Origin of the sequence: Micromonospora pisi (assembly GCF_003633685.1) — a bacterium.
Taxonomy (GTDB): Bacteria; Actinomycetota; Actinomycetes; order Mycobacteriales; family Micromonosporaceae; genus Micromonospora_G; species Micromonospora_G pisi.
Genome location: NZ_RBKT01000001.1, coordinates 3,692,886 through 3,716,059 on the forward strand (window position 1 = coordinate 3,692,886; position 23,174 = coordinate 3,716,059).

General features: G+C 70.6%; 22 protein-coding genes. 11 read left to right on the forward strand and 11 right to left on the reverse strand.

Going from position 1 to position 23,174, the window contains the following annotated elements; translation table 11 throughout:
• Positions 1–32 precede the first annotated feature (32 nt).
• Positions 33–1,358 (reverse strand): hypothetical protein, encoded by a 1,326-nt coding sequence (locus BDK92_RS15455; RefSeq protein ID WP_121157350.1) that lies wholly within the window; start codon positions 1,356–1,358, stop codon positions 33–35.
• A gap of 175 nt (positions 1,359–1,533) precedes the next feature.
• Positions 1,534–2,451 carry a proline dehydrogenase family protein gene (locus BDK92_RS15460; protein WP_121162188.1) on the reverse strand — a complete coding sequence of 306 codons (918 nt, stop codon included), beginning with the start codon at positions 2,449–2,451 and terminating at the stop codon, positions 1,534–1,536.
• A 371-nt stretch (positions 2,452–2,822) separates the two neighbouring features.
• Between BDK92_RS15460 and BDK92_RS15465 the strand changes: the two genes are divergently transcribed.
• Positions 2,823–3,428 carry a CGNR zinc finger domain-containing protein gene (locus BDK92_RS15465; protein ID WP_121157351.1) on the forward strand — a complete coding sequence of 202 codons (606 nt, stop codon included), beginning with the start codon at positions 2,823–2,825 and terminating at the stop codon, positions 3,426–3,428.
• Between the two features lie 34 nt (positions 3,429–3,462).
• Here BDK92_RS15465 and BDK92_RS15470 read toward each other — a convergent pair whose 3' ends face one another.
• A complete protein-coding gene (locus BDK92_RS15470) occupies positions 3,463–4,263 on the reverse strand; it encodes a sugar phosphate isomerase/epimerase family protein (protein WP_342775819.1) in 801 nt (266 codons plus the stop codon).
• 84 nt (positions 4,264–4,347) lie between these two features.
• Positions 4,348–5,292, reverse strand: a complete 945-nt coding sequence (locus BDK92_RS15475; protein WP_121157353.1) for a Ppx/GppA phosphatase family protein — start codon at positions 5,290–5,292, stop codon at positions 4,348–4,350.
• 133 nt (positions 5,293–5,425) lie between these two features.
• Here BDK92_RS15475 and BDK92_RS15480 point away from each other — a divergent pair, with 133 nt between their 5' ends.
• Both BDK92_RS15480 and BDK92_RS15485 read left to right on the forward strand, forming a co-directional pair.
• Complete coding sequence (locus BDK92_RS15480; RefSeq protein WP_121157354.1) at positions 5,426–6,283, forward strand: DUF3109 family protein; 858 nt, start codon at positions 5,426–5,428, stop codon at positions 6,281–6,283.
• A gap of 173 nt (positions 6,284–6,456) precedes the next feature.
• Positions 6,457–7,695 (forward strand): MFS transporter, encoded by a 1,239-nt coding sequence (locus BDK92_RS15485; protein ID WP_121157355.1) that lies wholly within the window; start codon positions 6,457–6,459, stop codon positions 7,693–7,695.
• 100 nt (positions 7,696–7,795) lie between these two features.
• Here BDK92_RS15485 and BDK92_RS15490 read toward each other — a convergent pair whose 3' ends face one another.
• Both BDK92_RS15490 and BDK92_RS15495 read right to left on the reverse strand, forming a co-directional pair.
• Positions 7,796–8,479: a response regulator transcription factor gene (locus BDK92_RS15490; RefSeq protein WP_121157356.1), complete on the reverse strand. Its 684-nt coding sequence runs from the start codon at positions 8,477–8,479 to the stop codon at positions 7,796–7,798.
• A 31-nt stretch (positions 8,480–8,510) separates the two neighbouring features.
• On the reverse strand, positions 8,511–9,797 hold the full coding sequence (locus BDK92_RS15495) for a sensor histidine kinase (RefSeq protein ID WP_121157357.1): 1,287 nt from the start codon (positions 9,795–9,797) through the stop codon (positions 8,511–8,513).
• A gap of 219 nt (positions 9,798–10,016) precedes the next feature.
• Here BDK92_RS15495 and phoU point away from each other — a divergent pair, with 219 nt between their 5' ends.
• Positions 10,017–10,679, forward strand: a complete 663-nt coding sequence (gene phoU, locus BDK92_RS15500) for a phosphate signaling complex protein PhoU (RefSeq protein WP_121162190.1) — start codon at positions 10,017–10,019, stop codon at positions 10,677–10,679.
• 171 nt (positions 10,680–10,850) lie between these two features.
• Here the strand turns inward: phoU and BDK92_RS15505 are convergent, their stop codons facing one another.
• Positions 10,851–11,609 (reverse strand): phosphoglyceromutase, encoded by a 759-nt coding sequence (locus BDK92_RS15505; protein WP_121157358.1) that lies wholly within the window; start codon positions 11,607–11,609, stop codon positions 10,851–10,853.
• 139 nt (positions 11,610–11,748) lie between these two features.
• Here BDK92_RS15505 and BDK92_RS15510 point away from each other — a divergent pair, with 139 nt between their 5' ends.
• Positions 11,749–13,044, forward strand: a complete 1,296-nt coding sequence (locus tag BDK92_RS15510; protein ID WP_121157359.1) for an MDR family MFS transporter — start codon at positions 11,749–11,751, stop codon at positions 13,042–13,044.
• A 73-nt stretch (positions 13,045–13,117) separates the two neighbouring features.
• Positions 13,118–14,446, forward strand: coding sequence for an MFS transporter (locus BDK92_RS15515; RefSeq protein WP_121157360.1), 1,329 nt, complete (start codon positions 13,118–13,120; stop codon positions 14,444–14,446).
• A gap of 310 nt (positions 14,447–14,756) precedes the next feature.
• Here BDK92_RS15515 and BDK92_RS15520 read toward each other — a convergent pair whose 3' ends face one another.
• Positions 14,757–15,533: a hypothetical protein gene (locus BDK92_RS15520; protein WP_425462304.1), complete on the reverse strand. Its 777-nt coding sequence runs from the start codon at positions 15,531–15,533 to the stop codon at positions 14,757–14,759.
• Here BDK92_RS15520 and BDK92_RS40320 point away from each other — a divergent pair.
• Positions 15,490–15,627, forward strand: a complete 138-nt coding sequence (locus BDK92_RS40320) for a hypothetical protein (protein ID WP_246017623.1) — start codon at positions 15,490–15,492, stop codon at positions 15,625–15,627. The genes BDK92_RS15520 and BDK92_RS40320 overlap by 44 nt on opposite strands.
• Before the next feature lie 89 nt (positions 15,628–15,716).
• Here BDK92_RS40320 and BDK92_RS15525 read toward each other — a convergent pair whose 3' ends face one another.
• Together BDK92_RS15525 and mshA are read right to left on the reverse strand one after the other, a co-directional pair.
• Complete coding sequence (locus tag BDK92_RS15525; protein WP_246017051.1) at positions 15,717–16,250, reverse strand: type III secretion system chaperone family protein; 534 nt, start codon at positions 16,248–16,250, stop codon at positions 15,717–15,719.
• A gap of 16 nt (positions 16,251–16,266) precedes the next feature.
• Entirely contained in the window at positions 16,267–17,655 is a 1,389-nt protein-coding gene (gene mshA, locus BDK92_RS15530; protein WP_121162191.1) for a D-inositol-3-phosphate glycosyltransferase, read from the reverse strand.
• Positions 17,656–17,860: 205 nt separating this feature from the next.
• On the opposite strand from mshA, the gene BDK92_RS15535 reads away from it, so the two are divergent.
• Together BDK92_RS15535 and BDK92_RS15540 are read left to right on the forward strand one after the other, a co-directional pair.
• Positions 17,861–18,625, forward strand: a complete 765-nt coding sequence (locus BDK92_RS15535; protein ID WP_121157363.1) for an SDR family NAD(P)-dependent oxidoreductase — start codon at positions 17,861–17,863, stop codon at positions 18,623–18,625.
• A 34-nt stretch (positions 18,626–18,659) separates the two neighbouring features.
• Positions 18,660–19,454 carry a class I SAM-dependent methyltransferase gene (locus BDK92_RS15540; RefSeq protein ID WP_121157364.1) on the forward strand — a complete coding sequence of 265 codons (795 nt, stop codon included), beginning with the start codon at positions 18,660–18,662 and terminating at the stop codon, positions 19,452–19,454.
• A gap of 98 nt (positions 19,455–19,552) precedes the next feature.
• Here the strand turns inward: BDK92_RS15540 and BDK92_RS15545 are convergent, their stop codons facing one another.
• Positions 19,553–20,638: a UDP-N-acetylmuramate dehydrogenase gene (locus BDK92_RS15545; RefSeq protein WP_121162193.1), complete on the reverse strand. Its 1,086-nt coding sequence runs from the start codon at positions 20,636–20,638 to the stop codon at positions 19,553–19,555.
• A 68-nt stretch (positions 20,639–20,706) separates the two neighbouring features.
• Here BDK92_RS15545 and BDK92_RS15550 point away from each other — a divergent pair, with 68 nt between their 5' ends.
• Positions 20,707–21,468: a maleylpyruvate isomerase family mycothiol-dependent enzyme gene (locus BDK92_RS15550; RefSeq protein ID WP_121157365.1), complete on the forward strand. Its 762-nt coding sequence runs from the start codon at positions 20,707–20,709 to the stop codon at positions 21,466–21,468.
• A 275-nt stretch (positions 21,469–21,743) separates the two neighbouring features.
• Positions 21,744–23,168 carry a GH1 family beta-glucosidase gene (locus tag BDK92_RS15555; protein ID WP_121157366.1) on the forward strand — a complete coding sequence of 475 codons (1,425 nt, stop codon included), beginning with the start codon at positions 21,744–21,746 and terminating at the stop codon, positions 23,166–23,168.
• Positions 23,169–23,174: the final 6 nt, after the last annotated feature.

Sequence of the window (23,174 nt, forward strand, 5' to 3'; positions counted from 1 at the left end):
CGCGACGCGCGGTACGCCCGCCGCTCACCCGCTCAGCGAGCGGTACGCAGGTACGCCACGCACTCCTCGTGCAGGGTGCTCCACTCGACCCCGAACACCTCACGGCTCGCGTCGGCCTCGGCGCGACCGTCGTGCACCACCGCCTTGAAGAAGGCGAGCAGCCGTTCCTCACTGAACCGGTCGGCGAGGTAGCGGGCGGCCAGGTAACCGACGCCGTAGCTCCCCGAGACGCGCCAGTCCTCCGAACTCGTGGGCGGCTCGAGCGATTCCAGTCTGCCGTTCCAGCCGCCCGAGCGGACACCGAGCAGCCGAACCACGTCCGGCAGCCGCTCGTACTCCTTGACCGGGCGACCGCCGGCGCCGGCGTACTCGGCGATCCCCTCGACCAGCCACCAGTTCCCGGTGCTGGCGTGGCCGCGTTCGGGTAGCGAGGCCGCGTGGGTCATCTCGTGCCGGAGCAGGTCGTCGATGGCGGTCCGGTGCAGCCCGTCGGAGTTGAGCACCACGTCGAACCGGCCTCCGCCGATGCCGACCGCGTAACCACCGGTCCAGACCGGACGGCCGCCGCCGTACCAGCGATCCCACTCGGGCTTGAGGGCGTAGAAGATCCGGTAGACGTCCGGTGGCGAGCCGTCGACCGCGTAACGGTCCGCGACCGTGGCCGCCTGTTCGGCCGTCTTGAGCAGGTCCGGCAGCTGGCTGCGTACGCTCTGCGGCACCGCGACCACGGTCCGGGCGCCGACCGCCACCGCGAGGTCGGTGACCTCCCAGGGCCGGGGCCCCTCCACTCCGGACATCGACGGCTCGACGGCGACCAGACGCGGCTGCGGCCCCCTGTCGGCCCACCGGGTCCCGATCGTCACCGGCCCGGGACGGCACTCCGGCACCACGAAGCAGTGTTCGATGGTGACCAGCACCCGCCACTCGGTGGTGTTGTTGGTCATCTGGGCCGGGGGGCCGTTGCGCGACGGATCCCAGGCGGCCACCTTCATCGCCCGGAGCACGTTGAACTGCCGCTTGAGATCGGCCGCGGCCGGGGAGGTCGGGTCGGCCACCGCGAGAAAGCCCTGCTCGTCGCCGCGGAGCAGGGCCTGCGCCTGCTGCGCCAGCAACACGTCGATCCGCTCACCCAGCCAGGCCGCGGTCATCTCGATCGAGTCGCCCGCCTCCGGGCTGCGTGCCGGGGTTGCGCTGGCGACCGTGCCGGGCAGCCCCACCACTTCGGGTGTACGGGCGATCAGCACCGCCACCAGACCCGCCGGCATCCCGCAGAAGAGCAGCACCCCGACCACACCGAGCGCCACCCACAACGGCCAACGCCACCGTCGTACCGGCCGCGTGTCCACCCCGTCGATCATCCACGCGAGAGTACGACATGCACCTGTACGTCAGACGCCCGCGTGGTCCCCGTACGTCGATCGCCCGTACCCCACTCGGCCCCCGCCCAGCTCAACCACCGACCCAAGCCCGACCACCGACGACCCGGCCCATTCAGCCCGACCACCGACTACCGCGCCCACCCCTCCGAACAAATCATTTCCTGGAGATCAGCGCGCGGGCGAAGAAGACCAGGTTCGCCGGACGCTCGGCGAGCCGGCGCATCAGGTAGCCGTACCAGTCGCTGCCGTACGGCAGGTAGGTCCGGACCGTGTGACCTTCGCCCGCCAGCCGGGCCTGCTCGTCCGGCCGGACGCCGTAGAGCATCTGGAACTCGAACTCGTCCGGCGACCGGTCGAACCAGCGGGCCCGGTCCTGGCCGATCGCGATCAGCCGCGGGTCGTGGGTGGCGAGCATCGGGTAACCGGCTCCGGAGAGCAGGATGTTGAGGCAGCGCACGTACGACTTGTCCACGTCCCGCGCCGACTGGTACGCCACCGACTCCGGCTCCTTGTACGCGCCCTTGCAGAGCCGTACCCGGGAACCGGCGGTGGCCAGCTCCCGGCAGTCCGCCTCGGTCCGCCGCAGGTACGCCTGGAGCACCGCGCCGGTCGACGGGAAGTCCTTGCGCAGCCGCGCCAGGATGTCCAGCGTCGAGTCGGTGGTGGTGTGGTCCTCCATGTCGAGGGTGACCGTGGTGCCGGCCGCCGCCGCCGCGGCGCAGATCGCCCGTACGTTGTCGTAGGCGAGCTTCTCGTCGAACTTCTGGCCGAGGGCGGAGAGCTTGACGCTGACTTCCGCGCCCGAGGTCAGGTCGGCGCCGGCGAGCACGGTCAGCAGGGTGAGGTACTCCTCCCGGACGGCGGTGGCCTGCTCCGGGGTCACGGTGTCCTCGCCGAGGTAGTCGAGGGTTACCGTCAGCCCGCTGCCGACGAGTTCGTGGGTGGCACGAAGCGCGTCGTCCGTGGTGGTGCCGGCGACGAACCGGCGTACGACGTCCCGGGTGAACGGGGCCGTTTCGACGAGCCGCTCGACCCGGGATGACCGGGAGGCGGCGAGGATGACCGAACGCATGCTGGGAGCGTAACGTCCGCCGACCCACTGGAGCCGGGCAGCGGGCAGGTCCGGAACAGCCCGTCCAGTCGAAGTGATCATGGAATTGGTCGCCTCGGTCGGCCCGCCGACCACCTCGCCTCCCCCGTCGTGGAAGTTGCGACTTTGCCGAAGGCCCTGCTCGCCGCGTTGTGGGAATTTTTCCGGACCACCCATACCCGATGCCGGCATTTCTCGATTCACCGCTCCGGATGACGAAGTATGCCGCCGAGTCGCTGCTTCGCCACATGCCGGTCAATCGCAAAGTGAAAGCCTTATCAGCGATGCGTACGCCCGCTGTCAGTCACTACGGGGACGCGCCACTACGGCCCCCAATCGTCTACGGTTGTCGGGTGAACTTCGACGCGTACGCCCGGACCGGAGTTGACCTTGTCAACGCGCGACTGGACGACCTCGACGACCTGAAGGCGCTCTTCGCCGACGAAAACCTCTGGATGCGCGATGAGGTGGCCGAACGCGACGTGGTGATATTTCGCCGCGCACAGAAGCGTCTCCGAGACGTCTTCGAATTCGGCACCTCTGGCCGCGACGTGGACGCGGTCGCCGAACTCAACTCACTGCTGGAGACCTTTCCCGTTCAGCCACGCATTTCCGGTCACGGATCCAGCGACTGGCACATGCACGTGAGCAGCCGTGGCGCCTCGGTGAGCGCGGAGTATCTGGCTGGTGCGGTATGGGGGCTCTCGGTCTGGCTTTGCGAGTACGGCAGCGCGCGCTTCGGGGTCTGCGCCGACGACCGTTGCGGCAACGTCTACCTGGACACCTCGTCCAACTGCTGCCGCCGGTTCTGCTCGGAACGGTGCGCCACCCGCTCGCACGTCGCCGCCCACCGGGCCCGTAAGCGGGCAGCGGTGGAGGAAGCCGTCCAGGCGGCGGCCGTGCCCAAGCCGAGCGTGCCGAAGGCAAGCCTGCCCACCCAGACACTCACCAAGGTCTGAGCGGACCGACGGGCGCCCTCGCCCGTGCCCGCCCTCAGTGCTTGAGGGTGGGCGCGGCGGCGAGGTGAGCGCGGGCGAAGGCCAGGGCCGCACCGAGATCCGCCTCCCGGCCGGCGCGGCTCTTCGCGCCCCGGGTCGACACCTCCACCGCGATCGCGCCGGTGAAGCCACGGCCGGCCAGCGACGCCAGCAGTTCGGCGCAGGGCTGGTTGCCACGACCGGGAACGAGGTGCTCGTCGCGCCCCTCCCCGGTGCCGTCACCGAGATGGACGTGTGCGAGCTTCCCGCCCATCTGGTCGGCCATGTCGATCGAGTCCGTGTGCGACGCGGCGCAGTGCGACAGATCCAGGGTGTACGCGTCGTAACCGGTCTCCGTCGGGTTCCAGCTCGGCGCGTACGGGACGAACTGCCGGCCCGCCATCCTGACCGGGTACATGTTCTCCACCGCGACACGTACGCCCGGGTGCTGCTCGGCCAGCTCGGCGAGGAGCGGGGTGAAGGTGCGCGCGTACTCGCGCTGCCAGGTGAAGGGCGGGTGCACGACCACCGTGGGGGCGTCCAGCGTCTCGGCCAGTTCGACCGCCCGCCGCAGACGCATGCCCGGGTCATTGCTCCAGACCCGCTGGGTGACGAGCAGGCAGGGGGCGTGCACCGAGAGCACCGGCACGCCGTAGTGCTCCGCCAGGCCGCGCAGCGCCCCGGCGTCCTGGCTCACCGCGTCGGTCCAGACCATCACCTCGACACCGTCGTAACCGAGCGCCGCGGCCAGTTCGAAGGCCGCCGCCGTCGGCTCGGGAAAGACCGAGGAACTGGACAGCAGCACAGGGGGGGTCACGGTTGTCAGCGTAGCTCTCGGCTGCGGAACCGCCACCGACAAGATGTGCTAAATCACCCGAATCCGCAGCTCAGCGGCGTGTATTCAGGCCGGTTCGAGCTGGTCCAGACGACGCAGGATGACTCCCTCGCGCAGGGCCCAGGGGCAGATGTCCAGCGACTCGATGCCGAGCCGACGCATGACCGACTCGGCCACCATCGCGCCCGCCAGCAACTGGTGCGCCCGGCTGCTGCTCACTCCCTCGAGCTCGGAGAGCTTGCTCGGCGGAATGTGCCGGATGAAACCGATGATCTGCCGCAGCCCGTTCTGGGAGAGGCTGCGCCGGACCCACAGCCCGGAACTGGAGGGTGCCGCCCCGGCCAGCCGGGCGAGCATCCGGAACGTCTTCGAGGTGGCCACCGGCCGCTCCCAGCGGGCCTGCTTCATTCGCTCCACCACCGGGTCGAGCAACGACTCGATGTACTCCTGAAGTTCCATCACGGCCTGGGCCGGTGGCGGCTCGGTGGTACTGGCGTCGACCCTGAGCCGTTCCCGGGTCAGCCGCCCCGCCCCCAGTGGCAACGAGAGCGCGATGTCCGGGTCCTCGTCGATGCCGGCCGCCACCTCCAGCGAGCCACCGCCGATGTCGAGCACCAGCAGCCGCCCGGCGGACCAGCCGAACCAGCGCCGTACCGCGAGGAACGTCGCCCGCGCCTCGTCCGCCCCGGAGAGGACCTCCAGCTGTACGGCGGTCTCGGCCCGTACCCGCGCCAGCACGTGTGCCGCGTTGGTCGCGTCCCGGACCGCCGAGGTGGCGAAGGCGAGCAGGTCGTCGACGGCCAGCCGGGAGGCGGAGGCCTTCGCCTCGACGACGGACGCGACCAGGGCGTCCGCACCGTTGTCGGTCAGTGCCCCGTTCCGGCCGATCTGCTCGGCCAACCGCAGCACCGCCTTCTCCGAGTGCGCCGGCCACGGATGCGCGCCATGGTGGGCGTCCACCACGAGCAGGTGGACGGTATTGGATCCCACGTCGAGCACTCCGAGCCGCATGGTCGAAACCCTAGACGCGCCGATCACCCGGTTCCTCCGGGGGCCGGCGCAGCACGCCCGGAAAGGCAGGTATCCGACCTGGTAGAACCGCCGGGCGTACGCTGACCAGGTGGCGCCTCGTACCCAACTCCGCGTGTTGGTCCAGGATCCGGCCGATCCCCGTAGCCGGGAGGTCGATCTCGACTTCCCCCGGGAGTGGGTCGAGTTCCTCGACCCGGCGGACGCCGAGCATCTCGTCCGCGCCGACCTGACCTGGCTGCTGTCCCGCTGGACCTGTGTCTTCGGCAAGGCGTGCCACGGCATCATCGCCGGCCGGGCCAGCGACGGCTGCTGCTCGCACGGCGCGTTCTTCACCGATGATGACGACGAGCAACGGGTGAAGGCGGCGGCCGGCCGGCTCACCCCCCTGACCTGGCAGCACTACCGGCGCGGCTTCAAGAAGTACACGGAGATGGACACCGTCGACGGCAAGACGCCGGCCCGGCGTACCGCGACCCAGGGCGACGAGGGCCCCTGTGTCTTCCTCAACGACGCCGACTTCGCCGGTGGCGGGGGCTGCGCCCTGCACGCCCAGGCACTGCGCGACGGAGTGCACCCGCTGGAGTACAAGCCCGACGTCTGCTGGCAGTTGCCGGTCCGGCGGGACCAGGAGTGGAGCAAGCGGCCCGACGGCAGCAAGGTGCTGGTCTCCACACTCAGCGAGTTCGACCGGCGCGGCTGGGGCGCGGGCGGCCACGATCTGGACTGGTGGTGCACGTCGTCGCCGGAGGCGCACGTCGGCCAGGAGGCGATGTACCTGTCGTACCAGGCGGAGCTGACCGCCCTGATCGGCGCCCCGGCGTACGCGAAGCTCGCCGAACTCTGCGCGGCCCGGCTCAAAAGTGGTCTGGTCGCACCCCACCCGGCCAGCCCGGCGGCCCCGGAGCCCTCGCCCACCCGGCGGGTCAACGGCGGTGGCCGCAAGGTGACCACGCCGACCATCGTGTCGTAGCCCACACCGGACCTCCCGGCGGTCCGGCACCGAGGTCACTCCCGCGTCCGTGGTCCGCCGCGGCTCCGTGGTCTTCATGACAGTGGTTGGACTCTGGCAGACAGATCTGTCTACGGTGGCCCGGTCAGTCAGACAGACTCGTCTGTTCGTCCGCTGCCGCGAGAGAAGTCCGCATGAGCTCCCCGAGCGTCTCCCCGCCCGATCTCCAAGCGCCACCCCGGGCCGGCCGGCTACCGAACACGGTCGGGTTCTACCTGCTCGCCTCGGTCGTGGTCGCCTTTCTCGCCGGATCCAGCGCCCCCACCCCGCTCTACGCCATCTACCAGGCCGAATGGGGCTTCTCGCCAATCACCGTGACCCTGGTCTTCGGCGTGTACGCGCTGGCCGTACTCGCCGCGCTGCTCACCGTCGGCTCGCTCTCCGACCATGTCGGGCGCCGGCCGGTGCTGATCGCGGCGATCGCCGTACAGGCGGCGACCATGCTCGCCTTCGCCGCCGCGGACGGCGTACCCGCACTGATGGCCGCCCGGGTGCTCCAGGGCCTGTCGACCGGCGCCGCCGCCGGTGCGATCGGCGCCGGCATGCTCGACCTGAACCAGACCAAGGGCGCGATCACCAACGCGGTCGGCCCGATGCTCGGTACGGCCACCGGCGCGCTCGGCTCCGGCCTGCTGGTCCAGTACCTGCCCGCCCCCGCCCACCTGGTCTACCTGGTGCTCTTCGGGATCTTCGTCCTCCAGGGCGTCGGCGTGCTGCTGATGTCCGAATCGTCGTCGCCGCGTCCGGGAGCGCTCGCCTCGCTGCGCCTCCAGTTCGCCCTCCCACCGGTCGCCCGCCGCCCGCTGCTGCTGGCCGCGCCGGCGCTGGCCGCCGCCTGGGCCCTCGCCGGCTTCTACGGCTCGCTCGGCCCCGCGGTGGTACGGCTGGTGGCCGGCTCCAACTCGTTCGTGCTCGGCGGGCTGGCCCTGTTCACCCTCGCCGCGAGCGGCGGTGCGATGGTGCTGCTCCTGCGGGCCAGCGCTCCCCGTACGTTGATGTTCGTCGGCACGGCGGGCCTCTTCGTCGGCGTGGGCGTCACCCTGCTCGCCATCGCCAACTCCTCGGAGTCGCTCTTCTTCGCCGGAACGGTGGTGGCCGGCGCCGGCTTCGGCGGCGGGTTCCAGGGCGCTATCCGCACCGTGGTCCCGTTGGCCCGGCCGCACGAGCGGGCCGGGGTGCTCTCGGTCATCTACGTGGTGTCGTACCTCGCCATGGGGCTGCCGGCGGTGATCGCCGGTTTCCTGGTGGTGCACGCCGGCGGAGTGCTGACCACGGCCCGGGAGTACGGCATCGCCGTCATGGCACTGGCCGCCGTGGCCCTGCTCGGCCTGCTCCTGACCCGCCCCGCCGCCAACCGGCCCGTCCCCGCCTGAACAGAACGTCGATCATGAAGTTGGCGAGGGAATCGCGCGCGATTCCCTCGCCAACTTCATGATCGACGCGGTCGTACACGCCCCGGCGGGGCGGGGCGGCCTACGGCTCGAACTTGTAGCCGAGACCGCGCACGGTGACGATGTAGCGGGGCGTGGAGGGCTCCGGCTCGACCTTGGAACGCAGTCGCTTGACGTGCACGTCGAGGGTCTTGGTGTCACCGACGTAGTCGGCACCCCAGACGCGGTCGATCAACTGCCCCCGGGTCAGCACCCGACCCGCGTTACGCAGCAGCAGTTCCAGCAGCTCGAACTCCTTGAGCGGCAACTGCACCGCGACACCGTCGACGGTCACCACGTGCCGCTCGATGTCCATCCGGACCGGCCCGGCGGCCAGGGTGGGCGCGGCCAGGTCGACCGTCTCGCTGCTCTTGCGCCGCAGCACCGCCCGGATCCGGGCGACGAGCTCACGCGGCGAGTACGGCTTGGTCACGTAGTCGTCGGCCCCGATCTCCAGGCCGACCACCTTGTCGATCTCACTGTCCCGAGCGGTCACCATGATGATCGGTACGTGCGAGCGCTGACGCAGTTCGCGGCAGACCTCGGTACCGGACATCTCGGGCAGCATCAGGTCAAGGAGGACAATATCCGCGCCGGTGCGGTCGAATTCGGTGAGCGCCGAGAGCCCGGTCGGTGCGACCGAGACCTCGAAACCCTCTTTGCGCAGCATGTAGGAGAGGGCGTCGGAGAACGACTCCTCATCCTCGACCACGAGAACGCGGGCCAACGGAATTTCCTTTCCTCTGTCCGACCTGGGATTACTCAGCCGAACCAGTGTCGATCTCAATTGACGGGGGTAGCGGTAGGACGGCGTCCGGAGGACGGGCTGGCAGCCGCAGGGTGAACGTCGAGCCTCCACCAAGCGTGCTTGACACCTCGACCCGTCCGCCATGGTTGGTGGCTATGTGTTTGACGATCGCCAGACCGAGACCGGTGCCCCCGGTCGCCCGCGAACGGGCCTGGTCGGCCCGGTAGAAGCGCTCGAAGATCCGGTCGACCTCGCTCGGCGAGATGCCGATGCCCTGGTCGGCGACGGAGATCTGGACGTGATCGTCGTCCGCCCGTGTGGTGACCGTCACCCGGCTCTCCTCGCCGGAGTACGCGATCGCGTTCTCCACCAGGTTGCCGACCGCCGTGGCGACCTGGCTGTCGCTGCCGTACACGGTCAGGTCACGCTGGCCCTCGACCACGATCTCGACCTTCCGGGCGGAGGACGTGGTGCGGGTCCGGTCGATCACCTCGGCGATCACCCAGTCCACCGCGACCGGCTCCGGCTCCGGCAGCGGCTCGGCACCCTGCAACCGGGTCAGTTCGAGCAGTTCGTTGACGAGCCGGCCGAGCCGGGTGGACTCGTGCTGGATCCGTTCGGCGAATCGTCGGGCCGCCACCACGTCCTCGGACGGCTCGACCCCACCGGTCTCGACCGGTGGCTCGGTGGCGTCCAGCAGCGCCTCGGCGAGCAACTGCAACGCCCCGATCGGGGTCTTCAGCTCGTGGCTGACGTTCGCCACGAAGTCACGGCGTACCCGCGCCACCCGGTGCGACTCGGTCACGTCGGCGGCCTCGATGGCCACGTACCCGTTGCCGATCCCCATCGCGCGCAGGTGCACACCGAGCGGGTCATGGACCCCGCCGTCGCGGCTGCGCGGCAGGTCGAGTTCGACCTCGCGCCGTACGCCGGTCCGACGCACCTGCCCGGCGAGGGTACGGATGATCGGGTGGGCCGCGACCGTACCCGGACCGGCTCCGGCACGTAGCAGGCCCATCGCCCGCGCCGCCGGATTGATCAGTACGGGCTCGTCGTTGGTGTCCAGGACCACCACGCCGACCCGGAGCGAGTCGATGCTCTTGCGTCCGAGTCCGGAAACTTCGTTCTGGTGCTTTGCGATCGCCGGCCTCCCGTCGGCTGGGGTGAGGTCGCCCCCAACCGGGAGTCGCCGCTCGTGTTGCACAGGCGCCCGCCGGATGGCGCGCACCAGCATCGGGCCGATGGTCAGCCCGACCACCAGCCCACCGGCCACGCCGGCTACGACCCCCCATTCCACCCGGCGATCGTAGGGTCATTGTTATCCAAGCGGCCCTACACAATAGGACAAATCAGGCGCCGACTTGGCAAAGTTCACGCTTCAGCCTCGCGTCGTTCACTTACGTTCACCTACGGGCCGTCGGGGAGCCCTACGGTGAGCAGGCAACCTGCCCCAACCCCGTGCGGGTACGTCGGCGGCGGTGGCCCACCGGCGACCCACCGACCACAGGACGTGATCATGCGCGACGAGTTCCGGACCGACCTGCACATCGTCAGCCAACTGCTGGTGGACATGGCGGAGGCAGTCCGCGCGGCGATGAGCAAGGCGACCAAGGCGCTGCTCACCGCCGACCGGACAGCCGCCGAGGCCGTGATCGCCCGCGACGCCGAGATCAACCTCATCCACCGGCAGGTGGAGGAGCGGGTCGCCGACCTGCTCGCCCGGCAGGCCCCGGTCGCCTCCGACCTCCGTGCGGTGATCACCGCGCTGCACATCGCGGCCGACCTCGAGCGGATGGGCGACCTCGCCGACCACGTCGCCAAGACGGCACTGCGCCGGCACCCCTCCCCGGCCGTACCGGCGGAGCTGCGCGGGGTCTTCACCGAGATGGCGGGCGTCGCCGACCGGATCGCGCGCAAGATCGGCGCAGTGCTCTCCAAGCCCGACGCCGACCTCGCGGCCGAGCTGGAGAGCGACGACGACGCCATGGACGACCTGCACCGGGACCTGTTCGCGATCCTGCTCAGCGACGACTGGCCGTACGGGGTCGAGACCGGCATCGACGGCGCCCTGCTGGGCCGCTTCTACGAGCGCTACGCCGACCACGCGGTCAACGCCGGCGAGCGGGTCGTCTACCTGGTCACCGGCGAGTTCGCCGACGAGCAGAGCACTGCCAGCTAGTCCTGCCGCCCGCCGGGTGACCGACCGGCCAGCCGCGCCCGACGCAGAGCCGGGTGGACCACGGCAAGGGGCCCTTCCCAACCGGAAACGGTAGGAAGGGCCCCTTGTTCACATGGCGTCACGCGGCCCGGCAGCGCCGAAGCGCTGCTGGACGGGTCAGCGCCGGAAGAGTCAGCGGCCCTGGTTGGCGACGGCGGCGGCGGCCTCCTTGGCCGCCTCCGGGTCGAGGTAGGTGCCGCCCGAGGTGACCGGACGCAGCTGCGGGTCGAGGTCGTAGCGCAGCGGGATGCCGGTCGGGATGTTGAGCTTGGCGATCGCCTCGTCGGAGATCTGGTCCAGGTGCTTGACCAGGGCCCGCAGCGAGTTGCCGTGCGCCGCGACGAGCACGGTCCGGCCGGCCAGCACGTCCGGCACGATCGAGTCGTACCAGTACGGCAGCATCCGCTCCACCACGTCCTTGAGGCACTCGGTACGGGGCATAAGCTCCGGCGGCACCAGGGCGTAGCGCGGGTCTCCGGCCGGCGACCACTCGTCGTCGTCCGCGATCGGCGGCGGCGGGGTGTCGTACGACCGGCGCCAGAGCATGAACTGCTCCTCGCCGTACTCCGCCAGGGTCTGCTTCTTGTCCTTGCCCTGCAACGCGCCGTAGTGCCGCTCGTTGAGCCGCCACGACCGGCGGACCGCGATCCAGTGCCGGTCAGCGGCGTTCAGCGCCAGCTCCGAGGTGCGGATGGCCCGGCGCAGCACGCTGGTGTGCACCACGTCCGGGAGCAGCCCGTGCTCCCGCATCAGCTCGCCACCGCGGCGCGCCTCGCCCTCACCCTTCGCGGTCAGGTCCACGTCGACCCAGCCGGTGAAGAGGTTCTTGGCGTTCCAATCACTCTCGCCGTGCCGCAGCAGCACGAGGGTCCCAACTGTCATGCCCCACATCTTTCCGCAGGTCCCGTCGGGACGCGCCGGCACCCGCCGTGACGACCACCACGTGGTAATCAACATGACCGCGAGTGAGCGCGCCGACTAGGTTGTAAGGCATTGACCGATCAGAGGTCATTACACATCGGGGGGCGACGTGAGGTCGGTACGGGGCTGGGTCAAAGACACCACAGGTGGATTACCCACCACTTTCTGGTACCTCTGGACCGGGACCCTGATCAACCGCCTCGGCTCCTTCATCCTGGTCTTCCTCGCCATCTACCTGACCACCGCGCGCGGCTTCTCAGCGGTCGAGGCGGGCCTGGTGATCGGCCTCTACGGGGCCGGCGGCACCGTCGGCACGCTCACCGGCGGCATCCTCGCCGACCGCTGGGGACGGCGCCCCACCCTGCTCACCGCACACATCGGCGCGGCCTCGATGATGCTGGCGCTCGGCTTCGCCCGCGGACTCTGGGTGATCGCGGCTGGTGCGCTGCTGCTCGGCATGTTCGCCGAGGCGGCCCGGCCGGCGTTCGCCGCGATGATGGTCGACGTGGTGCCGGACCGGGACCGGTTGCGCGCCTTCTCGCTGAACTACTGGGCGATCAACCTCGGCTTCGCCTGCGCCGCGATCCTGGCCGGGTTCGCCGCCCAGGTCAGCTACGAACTGCTCTTCCTGGTCGACGCGACGACCACGCTCATCACCGCGGCCGTCATCTTCCTCAAGGTCCGCGAGCCGCACCGGACGTACGTCCCCTCGGCCCCGGTCCCCGGCACCCGCGCCCGCGGTGGCCTGCTCGACGTCCTGGGCGACCGCGTCTTCCTCGGCTTCGTGCTGATCAACATCTTCACCGCGCTGGTCTTCCTCCAGCACATCTCGATGCTGCCGATCGCGATGGGCGCCGACGGCCTGGCACCCTCCACCTACGGCACCGTGATCGCACTCAACGGAATCCTGATCGTCGCCGGCCAGCTCTTCGTGCCCCGGCTGATCCGCGGGCGCAGCCGGTCGCACGTACTGGCCCTGGCCGCCGTCATCACCGGAGTCGGATTCGGACTGACCGCCTTCGCCGACGCGGCCTGGTTCTACGCGCTCACCGTGCTGACCTGGACCCTCGGCGAGATGCTCAACTCCCCGTCGAACTCGACCCTGATCGCCGAACTCTCCAAGCCCGGGATGCGCGGCCGTTACCAGGGGGTCTTCTCCCTTTCCTGGTCACTGGCCGGGTTCAGCGCACCGATCCTCGGCGGCCTGGTACGCGAGCACCTCGGCGACTCGACCCTCTGGCTCGGCTGCGCCGCGATCGGACTCGCGATCGCGGTCGCACACCTGATCTCCGGCCCGGCGCGCGAACGTCGGGCGGTGGAGCTCAAGCGGCTGGCCAACGAGGCCGAATCGCGCCGGACCCCGACCCCCACCCCGGGCCCACTGGCCGCTTCTCAGGCAGCCTGAACCCCCTCCCGCGACCAGCCCCCGGGAACGGGGGTGATCCGTGGCACGCTGGTGCGTGGCGCAGGGTCTTCCTATGATCAAACTGGAAACAAACCTTGCAGAAAGAGGTACGTGGGTGCGCGGTTGGCTGCGCGAAACCGCCGGAGGACTCCCCGCCACCTACTGGTACCTCTGGACCGGGCTCCTGATCAACCGGGTCGGCGCGTTCGCGATGCTCTTCCTGTCGCTCTACCTGACCGGCAGCCGGGGAGCCAGCGAAGGTCTCGCCGGGCTGGTGGTCGGCGCGTACGGGGCCGGCGGCGCGGTCGGGGTGCTGCTCGGCGGGGTGTTGGCCGACGGCTGGGGCCGACGCGCCACCCTGGTCTGGTCGCACCTGGCGGCGGCGATCGGCATGCTCGTGCTCGCCTTCGCCAACGACCTGGCCACCATCGCCGTCCTCGCCGCACTGATCGGCGTCATGCACTCGATGCCGGGGCCGGCGTTCGTCGCGGCGATCATCGACGTGGTGCCCGAGGAGCGCCGGTCACGGGCGTTCAACCTCCAGTTCTGGGCGTTCAACCTGGGCATGGCCGCCGCCTCGTTCCTCGCCGGCCTGCTCGCCGAGACGAGTTTCCTGGCGCTCTTCCTGGTCGACGCGGGCGCCACCCTCGCCACCACCGTGCTGATCGCCTGGAAGGTGCCGGAAACACTGCGCCGCACCACCGGCCGTCGCGCCACCCGCACGCCGGGCAACGCCGGGGCGGGAACGGCACGCCGACCCGGACTGGTCACCGCGCTGACCGACCGTACGTTCATGGTGTTCGTGGGGTTGACCTTCGTGCTGGCCGTACTCACCACCCAGACCTCGACGATCATGCCGCTGGCGATGCGGGCGGACGGGCTCAGCGCAACGTCGTACGGAATCGTGGTGGCGCTCGGCGGCGGACTGATCGTGCTCGGGCAGCTCTTCGTGCCCCGGCTGATCGACGGTTACCGCAAGCACCTGGTGCTCTCCGCCTCGACCGCCCTGCTCGCCCTCGGCTTCGGCGCACTCGCCCTCGCCGACCACCTACCGGTCTACCTGGCCGCCTCGGTGGTGTGGACGGTCGGCTCGATGCTGGCCGCACCACCGAACGCCGAGATCAACGCGGAACTCGCCCCGGCCGTACTCCGGGCCCGCTACCAGTCGGTCTTCTACCTGACCTTTCCCGCAGCCGCGTTTGTCGCACCCGCCCTGGGCGGGGTGAGCCTGCAGCACCTCGGAGACTGGCACTGGGTCATCGTTGGTGGTCTGGGCCTGGCTGCGGCGCTCGGGCACCTGTTGGCCGGCCCGCCCCGCGAACGGCGGGTGGCGGTGCTCCGGACCGCTGCGCCGCCCGCGTCGAGTGCCATCGTCAGCACCGCCGGTGCCGCCAGCGACTGAACCGCGCCAACCGACCGGCAACCACAGAAAAGTCGGCCCGGCGGCGGCGGGCGACACTCACCCCCGTAAGCATCGCCCGCTCACACCGCCGGTCTCAGGTGGCGCCGTCCCCCAACGGCTTAGTGCCACCCGTCCCCCGGGCGCGCTCTGCTCGGTGCTCGGATCTGCTCGATCCGCGGTTCCCCCGAACCGTTCCAAGCGTCGCGCCCGCGATCACGGTAGTTCGCGCTCCGGAACCGGCACAAGCTCAGCGGCTGTCTCGCCGGTCACACGGAGTGAATCACCACACGCGAACCATGTTCCGTACAGTTCAGCCATCTTCCCGGTCCGGAGATTCCGGCTTGAAGAAGTTACTTTGCTTACCGTCCGAACGCTGCTCCTGGTAGATGAAGTTCAGCCGGCGCAGGTCGAACGTCTTGAACCACTGCTCCCAGGTGATCTGCCGCAACCGGCCGCCCTCGCGCCACCCCGGAAAATTGAACGTCAGAACGCCGGCCCGGCCGTCACGCTCGGTCCCGGCGATCGTCGCCGGCTTCGCCTTACGGGCCCGCGCCCACCGCCGGATCACCTCGTGACTCGTGGTGACCAGGCTCCGTCCCGGCCGTTCCGGCCGCTGGTCGGGCGAGGAGATCGGCTGGGCGTACTTCAACGAACGGGACATGGTCCGACCCATCCGGATTCCGTTGGCCGCCGCGTTCTTCGCCCGTTCCATGGTACGGGCGGCCGTACTCGGCGCCGCCTTCGACGGGGACGCCCGACGCTGCCGCGCCGCCGCGCTCACCTGCCCCGAAGCGGTCCTCGTCCGCGCCGACGACGCACTCTTGCGCGCGGGCGACGTACTCTTCCGGGCCGACGCGGTGCTGGTCCGGGCCGACGCGGTGCTCTTACGCGCCGCCGGGCTGCTCTTACGGGCAGCCGTCCCGGTCCGCTTCGCCGGGCCCGTGCTCTGACGCGCCGACCCACCGCCGGCCCGTCCCTCCGCCCGCATCGCCCTCGCCAGCCGCTGCACCAGATCGTCCTTGCGCAACGCGGAGATGCCGGTGATGCCCCGCTTGCGGAGCTGGCCACGGATCTGGTCGGCGGTCAGCTGGGCGATGTCACTCGGACTGCTGGTTCGGGCGCTGATCGCCCGGCTTCTGGTCGCGGTCGCGGTGCCGCCGCGACTCGAACTGCTTCGTTGAGCCATGAGATTCTCACGCTCCCTGGACAGTCTGTCATCGGCATGCGGCGCGCGTCGCTCATCGTCCGTGCGCCACCGCTGCCATACCCGTCAGGGACGGTCCAAATCCGGGTCGGCGGATTTCGACGGCTCGAAAAGATGGGTGAAGGCCGCGAGGTTCGCGACAGACTCGCCCCGTTTGATCCGCCACTCCCATTCGCGCCGGATCGAGGTACCGAAACCGATCTCCAACATGGTGTCGAAGGACTCGTCGGCGTAGCTCAACACCGAACCGAGCAACCGGTCCAGTTCCTCCTCGGAAACCCCCGCCAACCCGACCCGACCGGTGAGGTACACGTCGCCGACCGCGTCAACGGAGAAGGCCACGCCGTACATCCGCGCATTGCGGCGCAGCAACCAGGCCCACAACTCCTCGCGCCGCTCATCCGGCTGGCGCATCACGAACGCCTCGATCCGGAGCGCGTGCTCGCCCACGATCAGGTTGCAGACCGTCTTCAGCTTGTGCGTACCAGGAAGGGTCACCGCGTAGGCGAACTCACCGGTCGCCTCGCACGGCAGCTCACGCTCGGCGCAGACCGACTCGATCAACGCCCCGATCGCCAGCCGGTCGTCCCGCCCGGTCACCTCGGAAACCGCCCGGTCACCGGATGCCGGCCGGCAGAACCGGGCTCGACAGGCCCTCGGCCTCACCCGGCAACCCCGACGCCAACCTGCTCCGGTGCTCCACCATCGCATCACGGTAGACCTCGAGCAGCCCAGCCGCCGTCCTGGTCCAGGAGAAGTTCTGCGCGTGCCGGACCGCCCCCTCGGCGAGCGCCGCCCGTCGACCCGGCGCCGCCAGCAGGCCGCTGAGCGTACGCGCCCAGTCGACCGGGTCATGCCCGTCGACCAGGATGCCGCTGCGCCCATCCCGAACCGCGGTGACCAGCCCACCGACCGCGGCGGCCACCACCGGCGTACCGCACGCCTGGGCCTCCAACGCCACCAACCCGAACGACTCGGTGTACGACGGCACCGCCACCAGGTCCGCCGCCCGGTACAGCTCCGGCAGGTCGTCCCCGGTGCAGGGCGGCCGGAACACGATCGAGTCACCGATCCCGAGCGAAGCCGCCAGCTCGATCAACGCGGTCGGCCGGTCCATGCCACTCCCGCTCGGGCCGCCCGCGATCACCACGGTCAACTGGTCGGCGACCAGCGGATCCCGCTCCCGCAGCGCGGCGACCGCGTGCAGCAGCACATCAGGGGCCTTGAGCGGCTGGATCCGACCGACGAACGCGACGACGTACCCGTACTCGGGAAGGCCCAGCCGACGACGGGCGGCGATCCGGCGCGCGGCGGCCGACCCGGCCGGTGCCGGCCGGAACCGTTCCAGGTCGACCCCGGGCTCGACCACCGCCACCCGGTCAGGGTCGGCGGCATAACGGGCGATCAGGTCGCGGGCCTCGACGGCGGTGTTCGCCACCAACCGGTCGGCCTCGGCCACCAACTGCTCCTCGCCGATCACCCGGGACTTCGGCTCGGGCCGGTCCCCCTCGGCCAGCCGCGAGTTCTTCACCTTGGCCAGGGTGTGCGCGGTATGCACCAGCGGCACCCCCCAGCGCTCCCGGGCCAGCCAGCCGACGTGCCCGGAGAGCCAGTAGTGCGAGTGGATCAGGTCGTAGTGGCCCGGCGGGTGCGCCGCCTCCGCCCGCAGCACCCCGTTGGTGAAGCAACAGAGCTGGCCCGGCAGCTCCTCCTTGGCGAGCCCCTCGAAGGGGCCGGCGGTGACGTGCCGGACCAGCACCCCCGGCGCCATCTCGACCACCGGAGGCAGGTCACTCGCCGTCGCCCGGGTGAAGATCTCCACCTCGACACCCGCGTCAGCCAAGCGGCGGGCCACCTCGACGATATAGACGTTCATGCCGCCGGCATCGCCGATACCCGGCTGGTGCAGCGGCGAGGTGTGCACGGAAAGGGTGGCGATACGGCTCGGCGTCGGCCACGGCTGTGCGCCCCGCTGCCGCCCGACGCCCGTGTGGGATTCCGCCACATCCACTCCTTCGGTCAAGCTGACTACGGTCCGGCACATCCCGGGCGCCCCAGGACAACAACCGCCAGGCTGATCGTCATCTTCCCGATCACGCCACAACCATTCATCCGGGTACCCGCATTGGTGACCGACCTCATCCATCGGCCGACCCGATCCGGTGCCGCCCTCGGACCGGCTAGACCGGTCGATGGGAAACAATGCCCTGATGACACCTGTCGCGATCGTCACCGGCGCCTCCAGCGGAATCGGCGCGGCCACCGCCCGCCGACTCGCCGCCGAGGGCTTCCACGTCCTGGCCGCCGCCCGGCGGGCCGACCGGCTGGCCGAACTGGTCGAGGAGATCGAGAAAAACGGCGGTACGGCCACCGCGGCAACCTGCGACATCACCTCCGACGAGTCGGTGGCAGCGCTGGTGGCAACCGCGACCGGGCTACCCGGTCCGGTCACCCTCCTGGTGAACAACGCCGGCGGCGCGATCGGGCTCGACCCGGTGGAGTCCGCCCCGATCGCCGACTGGCAGTGGATGTACGACGTGAACGTACTCGGCACGCTCCGGGTGACCCAGGCGGTGCTCCCACTGCTCGACGCCTCCGGCGCCGGCACGGTGATCGTGGTCAGCTCCACCGCCGGGATCGACGTGTACGAGGGCGGCGGCGGCTACACCGCGGCCAAGCACGCGGAGACCGCGCTGACCCGTACCCTCCGACTGGAACTGCTCGGCCGACCGATCCGGGTGATCGAGATCGACCCGGGCATGGTCCGTACCGACGAGTTCTCGCTGCACCGCTTCGGCGGCGACGCCGAACGGGCGGCGGCGGTCTACCACGGGGTGCCGGACCCGCTGGTCGCCGACGACATCGCGGACTGCATCGCCTGGTGCGCCACCCGACCCCAGCACGTCAACGTGGACCGGCTGGTGGTCCGCCCACTGGCCCAGGCGGCCCAGCACCGGGTGCACCGGGTGAGCTGATGCCCGCACCGGGACGACACCGCCGGGCCCCCTGATGCCACCGCCACGTCGACCGGTCGGAGTGGTCACCCGGGGCACCACCAACCCGAACCGGCTGCGCCGGGTGGACAACTGGATCGCGGCGACCTGCGCGGGACCACTGCGGGACGCGGCCGACCCGCTGGTCATCGACCTCGGCTACGGCGCCACCCCGGTCACCGCCGTCGAACTCCGGGCCCGGCTGACCGCCGCGGTCCGACCGGACGTACGGGTGGTCGGGCTGGAGATCGACCCGGTACGGGTAGCCGCCGCCGCCGACGCGGCCGACCCGCCCGGACTCACCTTCGCCCGGGGCGGCTTCGAGCTGGCCGGGCTCCGCCCGGTGCTGGTCCGGGTCTTCAACGTGCTCCGCCAGTACGACGAGGCACAGGTCCCGCAGGCGTGGCGGACGATGGCCGACGCGCTCGCCCCGAACGGACTGATCGTCGAAGGCACCTGCGACGAACTGGGACGGCTCGCCACCTGGCTGCTGCTGGACGCCACCGGTCGACCCCGGTCGCTCACCCTGGCACCGAGGCTCGCCACCCTGGAGACCCCGGCGGCGCTGGCCGAGCGGCTACCGAAGGCCCTGATCCACCACAACGTGCCCGGCACCGGGGTGCACGGACTGCTCCGGGCGCTCGACGACGGGTGGCGCGACGCGGCCCCGTACGCCACCTTCGGTCCCCGCCAGCGCTGGCTCCGTACGGTCGGCGCGGTCCGGGACGCCGGCTGGCCGGTCCTGGACCGCCCCGCCCGCTGGCGCCTGGGCGAGATCACCGTCCCCTGGACCACCGTCGCCCCGGGGTAAGGAAGGGCCCCTTGTTATCGCTTTTTGTATAGGAAGGGGCCCTTCCTAACGCCGCAGGCGTGGCGCGGCGGGTGCGTGGCGCGGTGAGTGGGTGGGGGTCAGAGGGTGCAGTTGACCAGCACGGGTTCCGGGTGCAGGGTCACGCCGAACCGGTCGTGCACCCCGTCGCGGATCTCCCTGGCCAGGTCGATCAGGGCCGCCGTCGTACCAGAGTCCGGGTTGGTCAGCGCCAGGGTGTGCTTGGACGAGATGGCCGCGCCGCCCGCACCCCGGTAACCCTTGCCGAACCCGGCCTTGTCGATCAGCCAGGCGGCGCTGACCTTCACCACACCACTCGGTGTGGGCCAGGAGGGCGGCTCGCCGAGCCCGTCGGACCGCTCCACGAGCCGGTCGTACGCGGCGACGTCGAGCACCGGGTTGGTGAAGAAGGAGCCGACCGAGCGGGTGTCCGGGTCAGCCGGGTCGAGCACCATGCCCTTGCCTGCGCGGAGCGCCCGTACGGTCGCCCGGGCCTGCGCCAGTGGCACGTGGTCACCGATCCCGACGCCGAGCGCGCGGGCGAGTTCGGCGTACCGGACCGGGGTGGACAGTGGCGAACGCTGGAGCGTGAAGTCGACGCTCAGGACGGTCCACCGGTCGCTGTGCCGGAAGATGCTGGACCGGTACGCGAAGGCGCACTCCTGCGGGGTCAGTCGGACCACCTCGTCGGCCACCCGGTCGTACGCCTCGACCCCGGCGACGGTCTCGGCCACCTCCTGGCCGTACGCCCCGACGTTCTGGATCGGGGTGGCGCCGGCCGAGCCGGGGATGCCGGAGAGGCACTCCAGGCCGGACCAGCCGTTCTCGACGGTCGCGGCGACCAGGTCGTCCCAGGGCTCGCCGGCCTCGACCCGCAGGGTCACGGTCCGATCGTCCTGGGCGACCACCCGGTAGCCGCGCGAGCGGATCAGGATCACCGTGCCGGGGAACCCGTCGTCGCCGATCACCAGGTTGCTACCGCCGGCCAGAATCAGCACCGGCTGCCCGAATAACTCCGCTTCTCGTACTCCCTGTACGATTTCACCCGTTTCTTCGGCCAGCACCAGGCGGCGCGGCGGCCCTCCGAGTCGCAGCGTCGTGTAGTTCGCGAGCGGCGCCGGCTCGGCGGAGTCGGCTGCGGCGGTCTGGGCGCTAACGTCTGGCACGTTGTTCACCCTAGGCTGAGGGGGAGCCAGGCGACCCACTGGTGGCCCGGTAGCGCGGGAGGATCCTGATGAGCAGACTGCACGGCACCAAGGATTTCTGGCTCGCCGCCCTGCGTGCGGACGGGCCGGCGTTTCGCGTGGCGGTCTCCGAGGCGCCACCCGATGGCCCGGTGCCCTCCTGTCCGGAGTGGACCACGACCGATCTGGTGCACCACCTCGGCTCGCGTTACCGCTGGGTCCGTGGCGTGATCACCAGCGGGGTCACGAGCGCGCCGGCCAAGTGGGCGGTCGAGGACGGCCTGCCGGCCGGAGCCGCGGCGATCGAGTGGTGGCAGCACGAGTACGACCAACTGGTGGCCGCGTTCGACACGGTCGACCCGGAGGCGCCGGCCTGGAACTGGGCACCGCAGCCGAAGCGGGCCGGGTTCTGGCCACGGCGGATGGCCCTCGAGACCACGTTGCACCGCTGGGACGCCCAGTTGGCGATCGCCTCGGCCGAGCCGATCGAGGCGAAGCTCGCCGCCGACGGGGTGAGCGAGGTACTGGACACCTGGTTGCCGGCCGGTCGGCGCCGCTCGCCCGAGCCCCGGTACGGCGTGGTGCAGCTCGTCGCGGCCGACGCCGGCCAGGACTGGTACCTGCGGTTGCGTGGCACGGGTGTGGCCCTGCTCGACACCGACACGATCCTGGACGACGACGACCACCACGCCCGGGCACACGTCACCGGCAATGCCAGCGACCTGGTGCTGGCGCTCTGGGGCCGGATCAATTTCGAAGTGCTGGAGACCTCTGGCGACGTCACCCTGCTGGAGGGTCTGCGCGCGGGCTGAGTACGCCCGACCCGCTCGGTCCCGCGTCTCTTCATGGCTGCTCAGGCAGCGCCATGAGGAGACTCCGTGTAACTTTGTGAGAGCGCTCTCTTGACACTCGGGTGACCCACGTTCAGGCTCGGAGGCGAGAATTCATCGCGCGCCCGCCGGACGGCCACCGCTGGCGGCAGCGTGCGAGCCGGCACGGGGGCCGCGACCACCGGCGTGCCGCTGCCTGTCGATCTCGTCGTCGTCCGCGGCACCATCAGCGGCATCAGGAAAGGTGCGGTATCGGTATGACCAGTCTTGAGACGCCCCCGGCGGTGCTGGCGGCACCCGCGGAGGCGACGGTACGTTTCCCGGAGGGCTTCGTCTGGGGCGCGGCGACCGCCTCGTACCAGATCGAAGGGGCGGTGCACGACGACGGTCGCGGCCCGTCGATCTGGGACACCTTCAGCCGTACGCCGGGCAAGGTCTACGCCGGCCACACCGGTGACGTGGCCTGCGACCACTACCACCGGTACCCGCAGGACGTGGCGCTGATGGCCGACCTCGGGCTGCAGGCGTACCGGTTCTCGATCGCCTGGCCCCGGATCCAGCCGGACGGCTCCGGCCCGGTCAACCCGCGCGGGCTCGACTTCTACGACCGGCTGGTGGACGAGCTGATCGGCCGGGGCATCGACCCGATCGTCACCCTCTACCACTGGGACCTCCCGCAGACCCTGGAGGACCGGGGCGGCTGGACCAACCGGGCGACCGCCGAACACTTCGCCGAGTACGCCACCGCCGTCTACGCCCGCCTCGGTGACCGGGTGAAGACCTGGACCACGCTGAACGAGCCCTGGTGCTCCGCGTACCTCGGTTACGGCAACGGCGTACACGCCCCCGGGCGGCAGGATCCGGCAGCCGCCTTCACCGCCGTACACCATCTGCTGCTGGCGCACGGCCTCGCCGGTCGGGCCCTGCGCGCGGCCGGTGCGCAGACCCTGGGGATCACCCTCAACCCGACCGAGGCGTACCCGGTCGACCCGACCAGGCCCGAGGACCAGGCGGCGGTACGGCTGGTCGACGGCCTGGCCAACCGGATCTTCCTGGACCCGATGCTGCGCGGGGAGTATCCGGCCGACGTGCTCGAACACGTGGCCCGGTTCACCAACCTCGACCACCTGCGCGACGGCGACGAGAAGATCATCAACGTCCCGATCGACCTGCTCGGCATCAACTACTACCAGCCGACCTACGTGACCGCCCGGGAGGGCGCGACCGGTGGCGGCGGCGCCTATCCGGGCACCGACGGGATCGAGTTCGTGGCGCCGGTCGGCCCGCTCACCGACATGGGCTGGATGATCGAGCCGCGTGGCCTGACCACCCTGCTGGTACGCATCTCGGAGAACTACCCGGGCGTCCCGATGGTCATCACCGAGAACGGCGCGGCCTTCCCGGACAAGTTCGACCGCGCCGACCCGGACGCCGACGGGCGGATTCCGGACGCCGACCGGGTGGACTACCTCGACGGGCACCTTCGGGCCGCACACGAGGCCATATCGCGGGGCGTGGACCTGCGCGGGTATCTCGTATGGTCATTGCTGGACAATTTCGAATGGGCCGAGGGCTACCGTAAGCGGTTCGGGATCGTCCACGTCGACTACCTGACCCAGCGGCGGGTGCTCAAGGACAGCGCGCGGTGGTACCGGGAGGTGATCCGCCGCAACGGCCTGTGACCGACA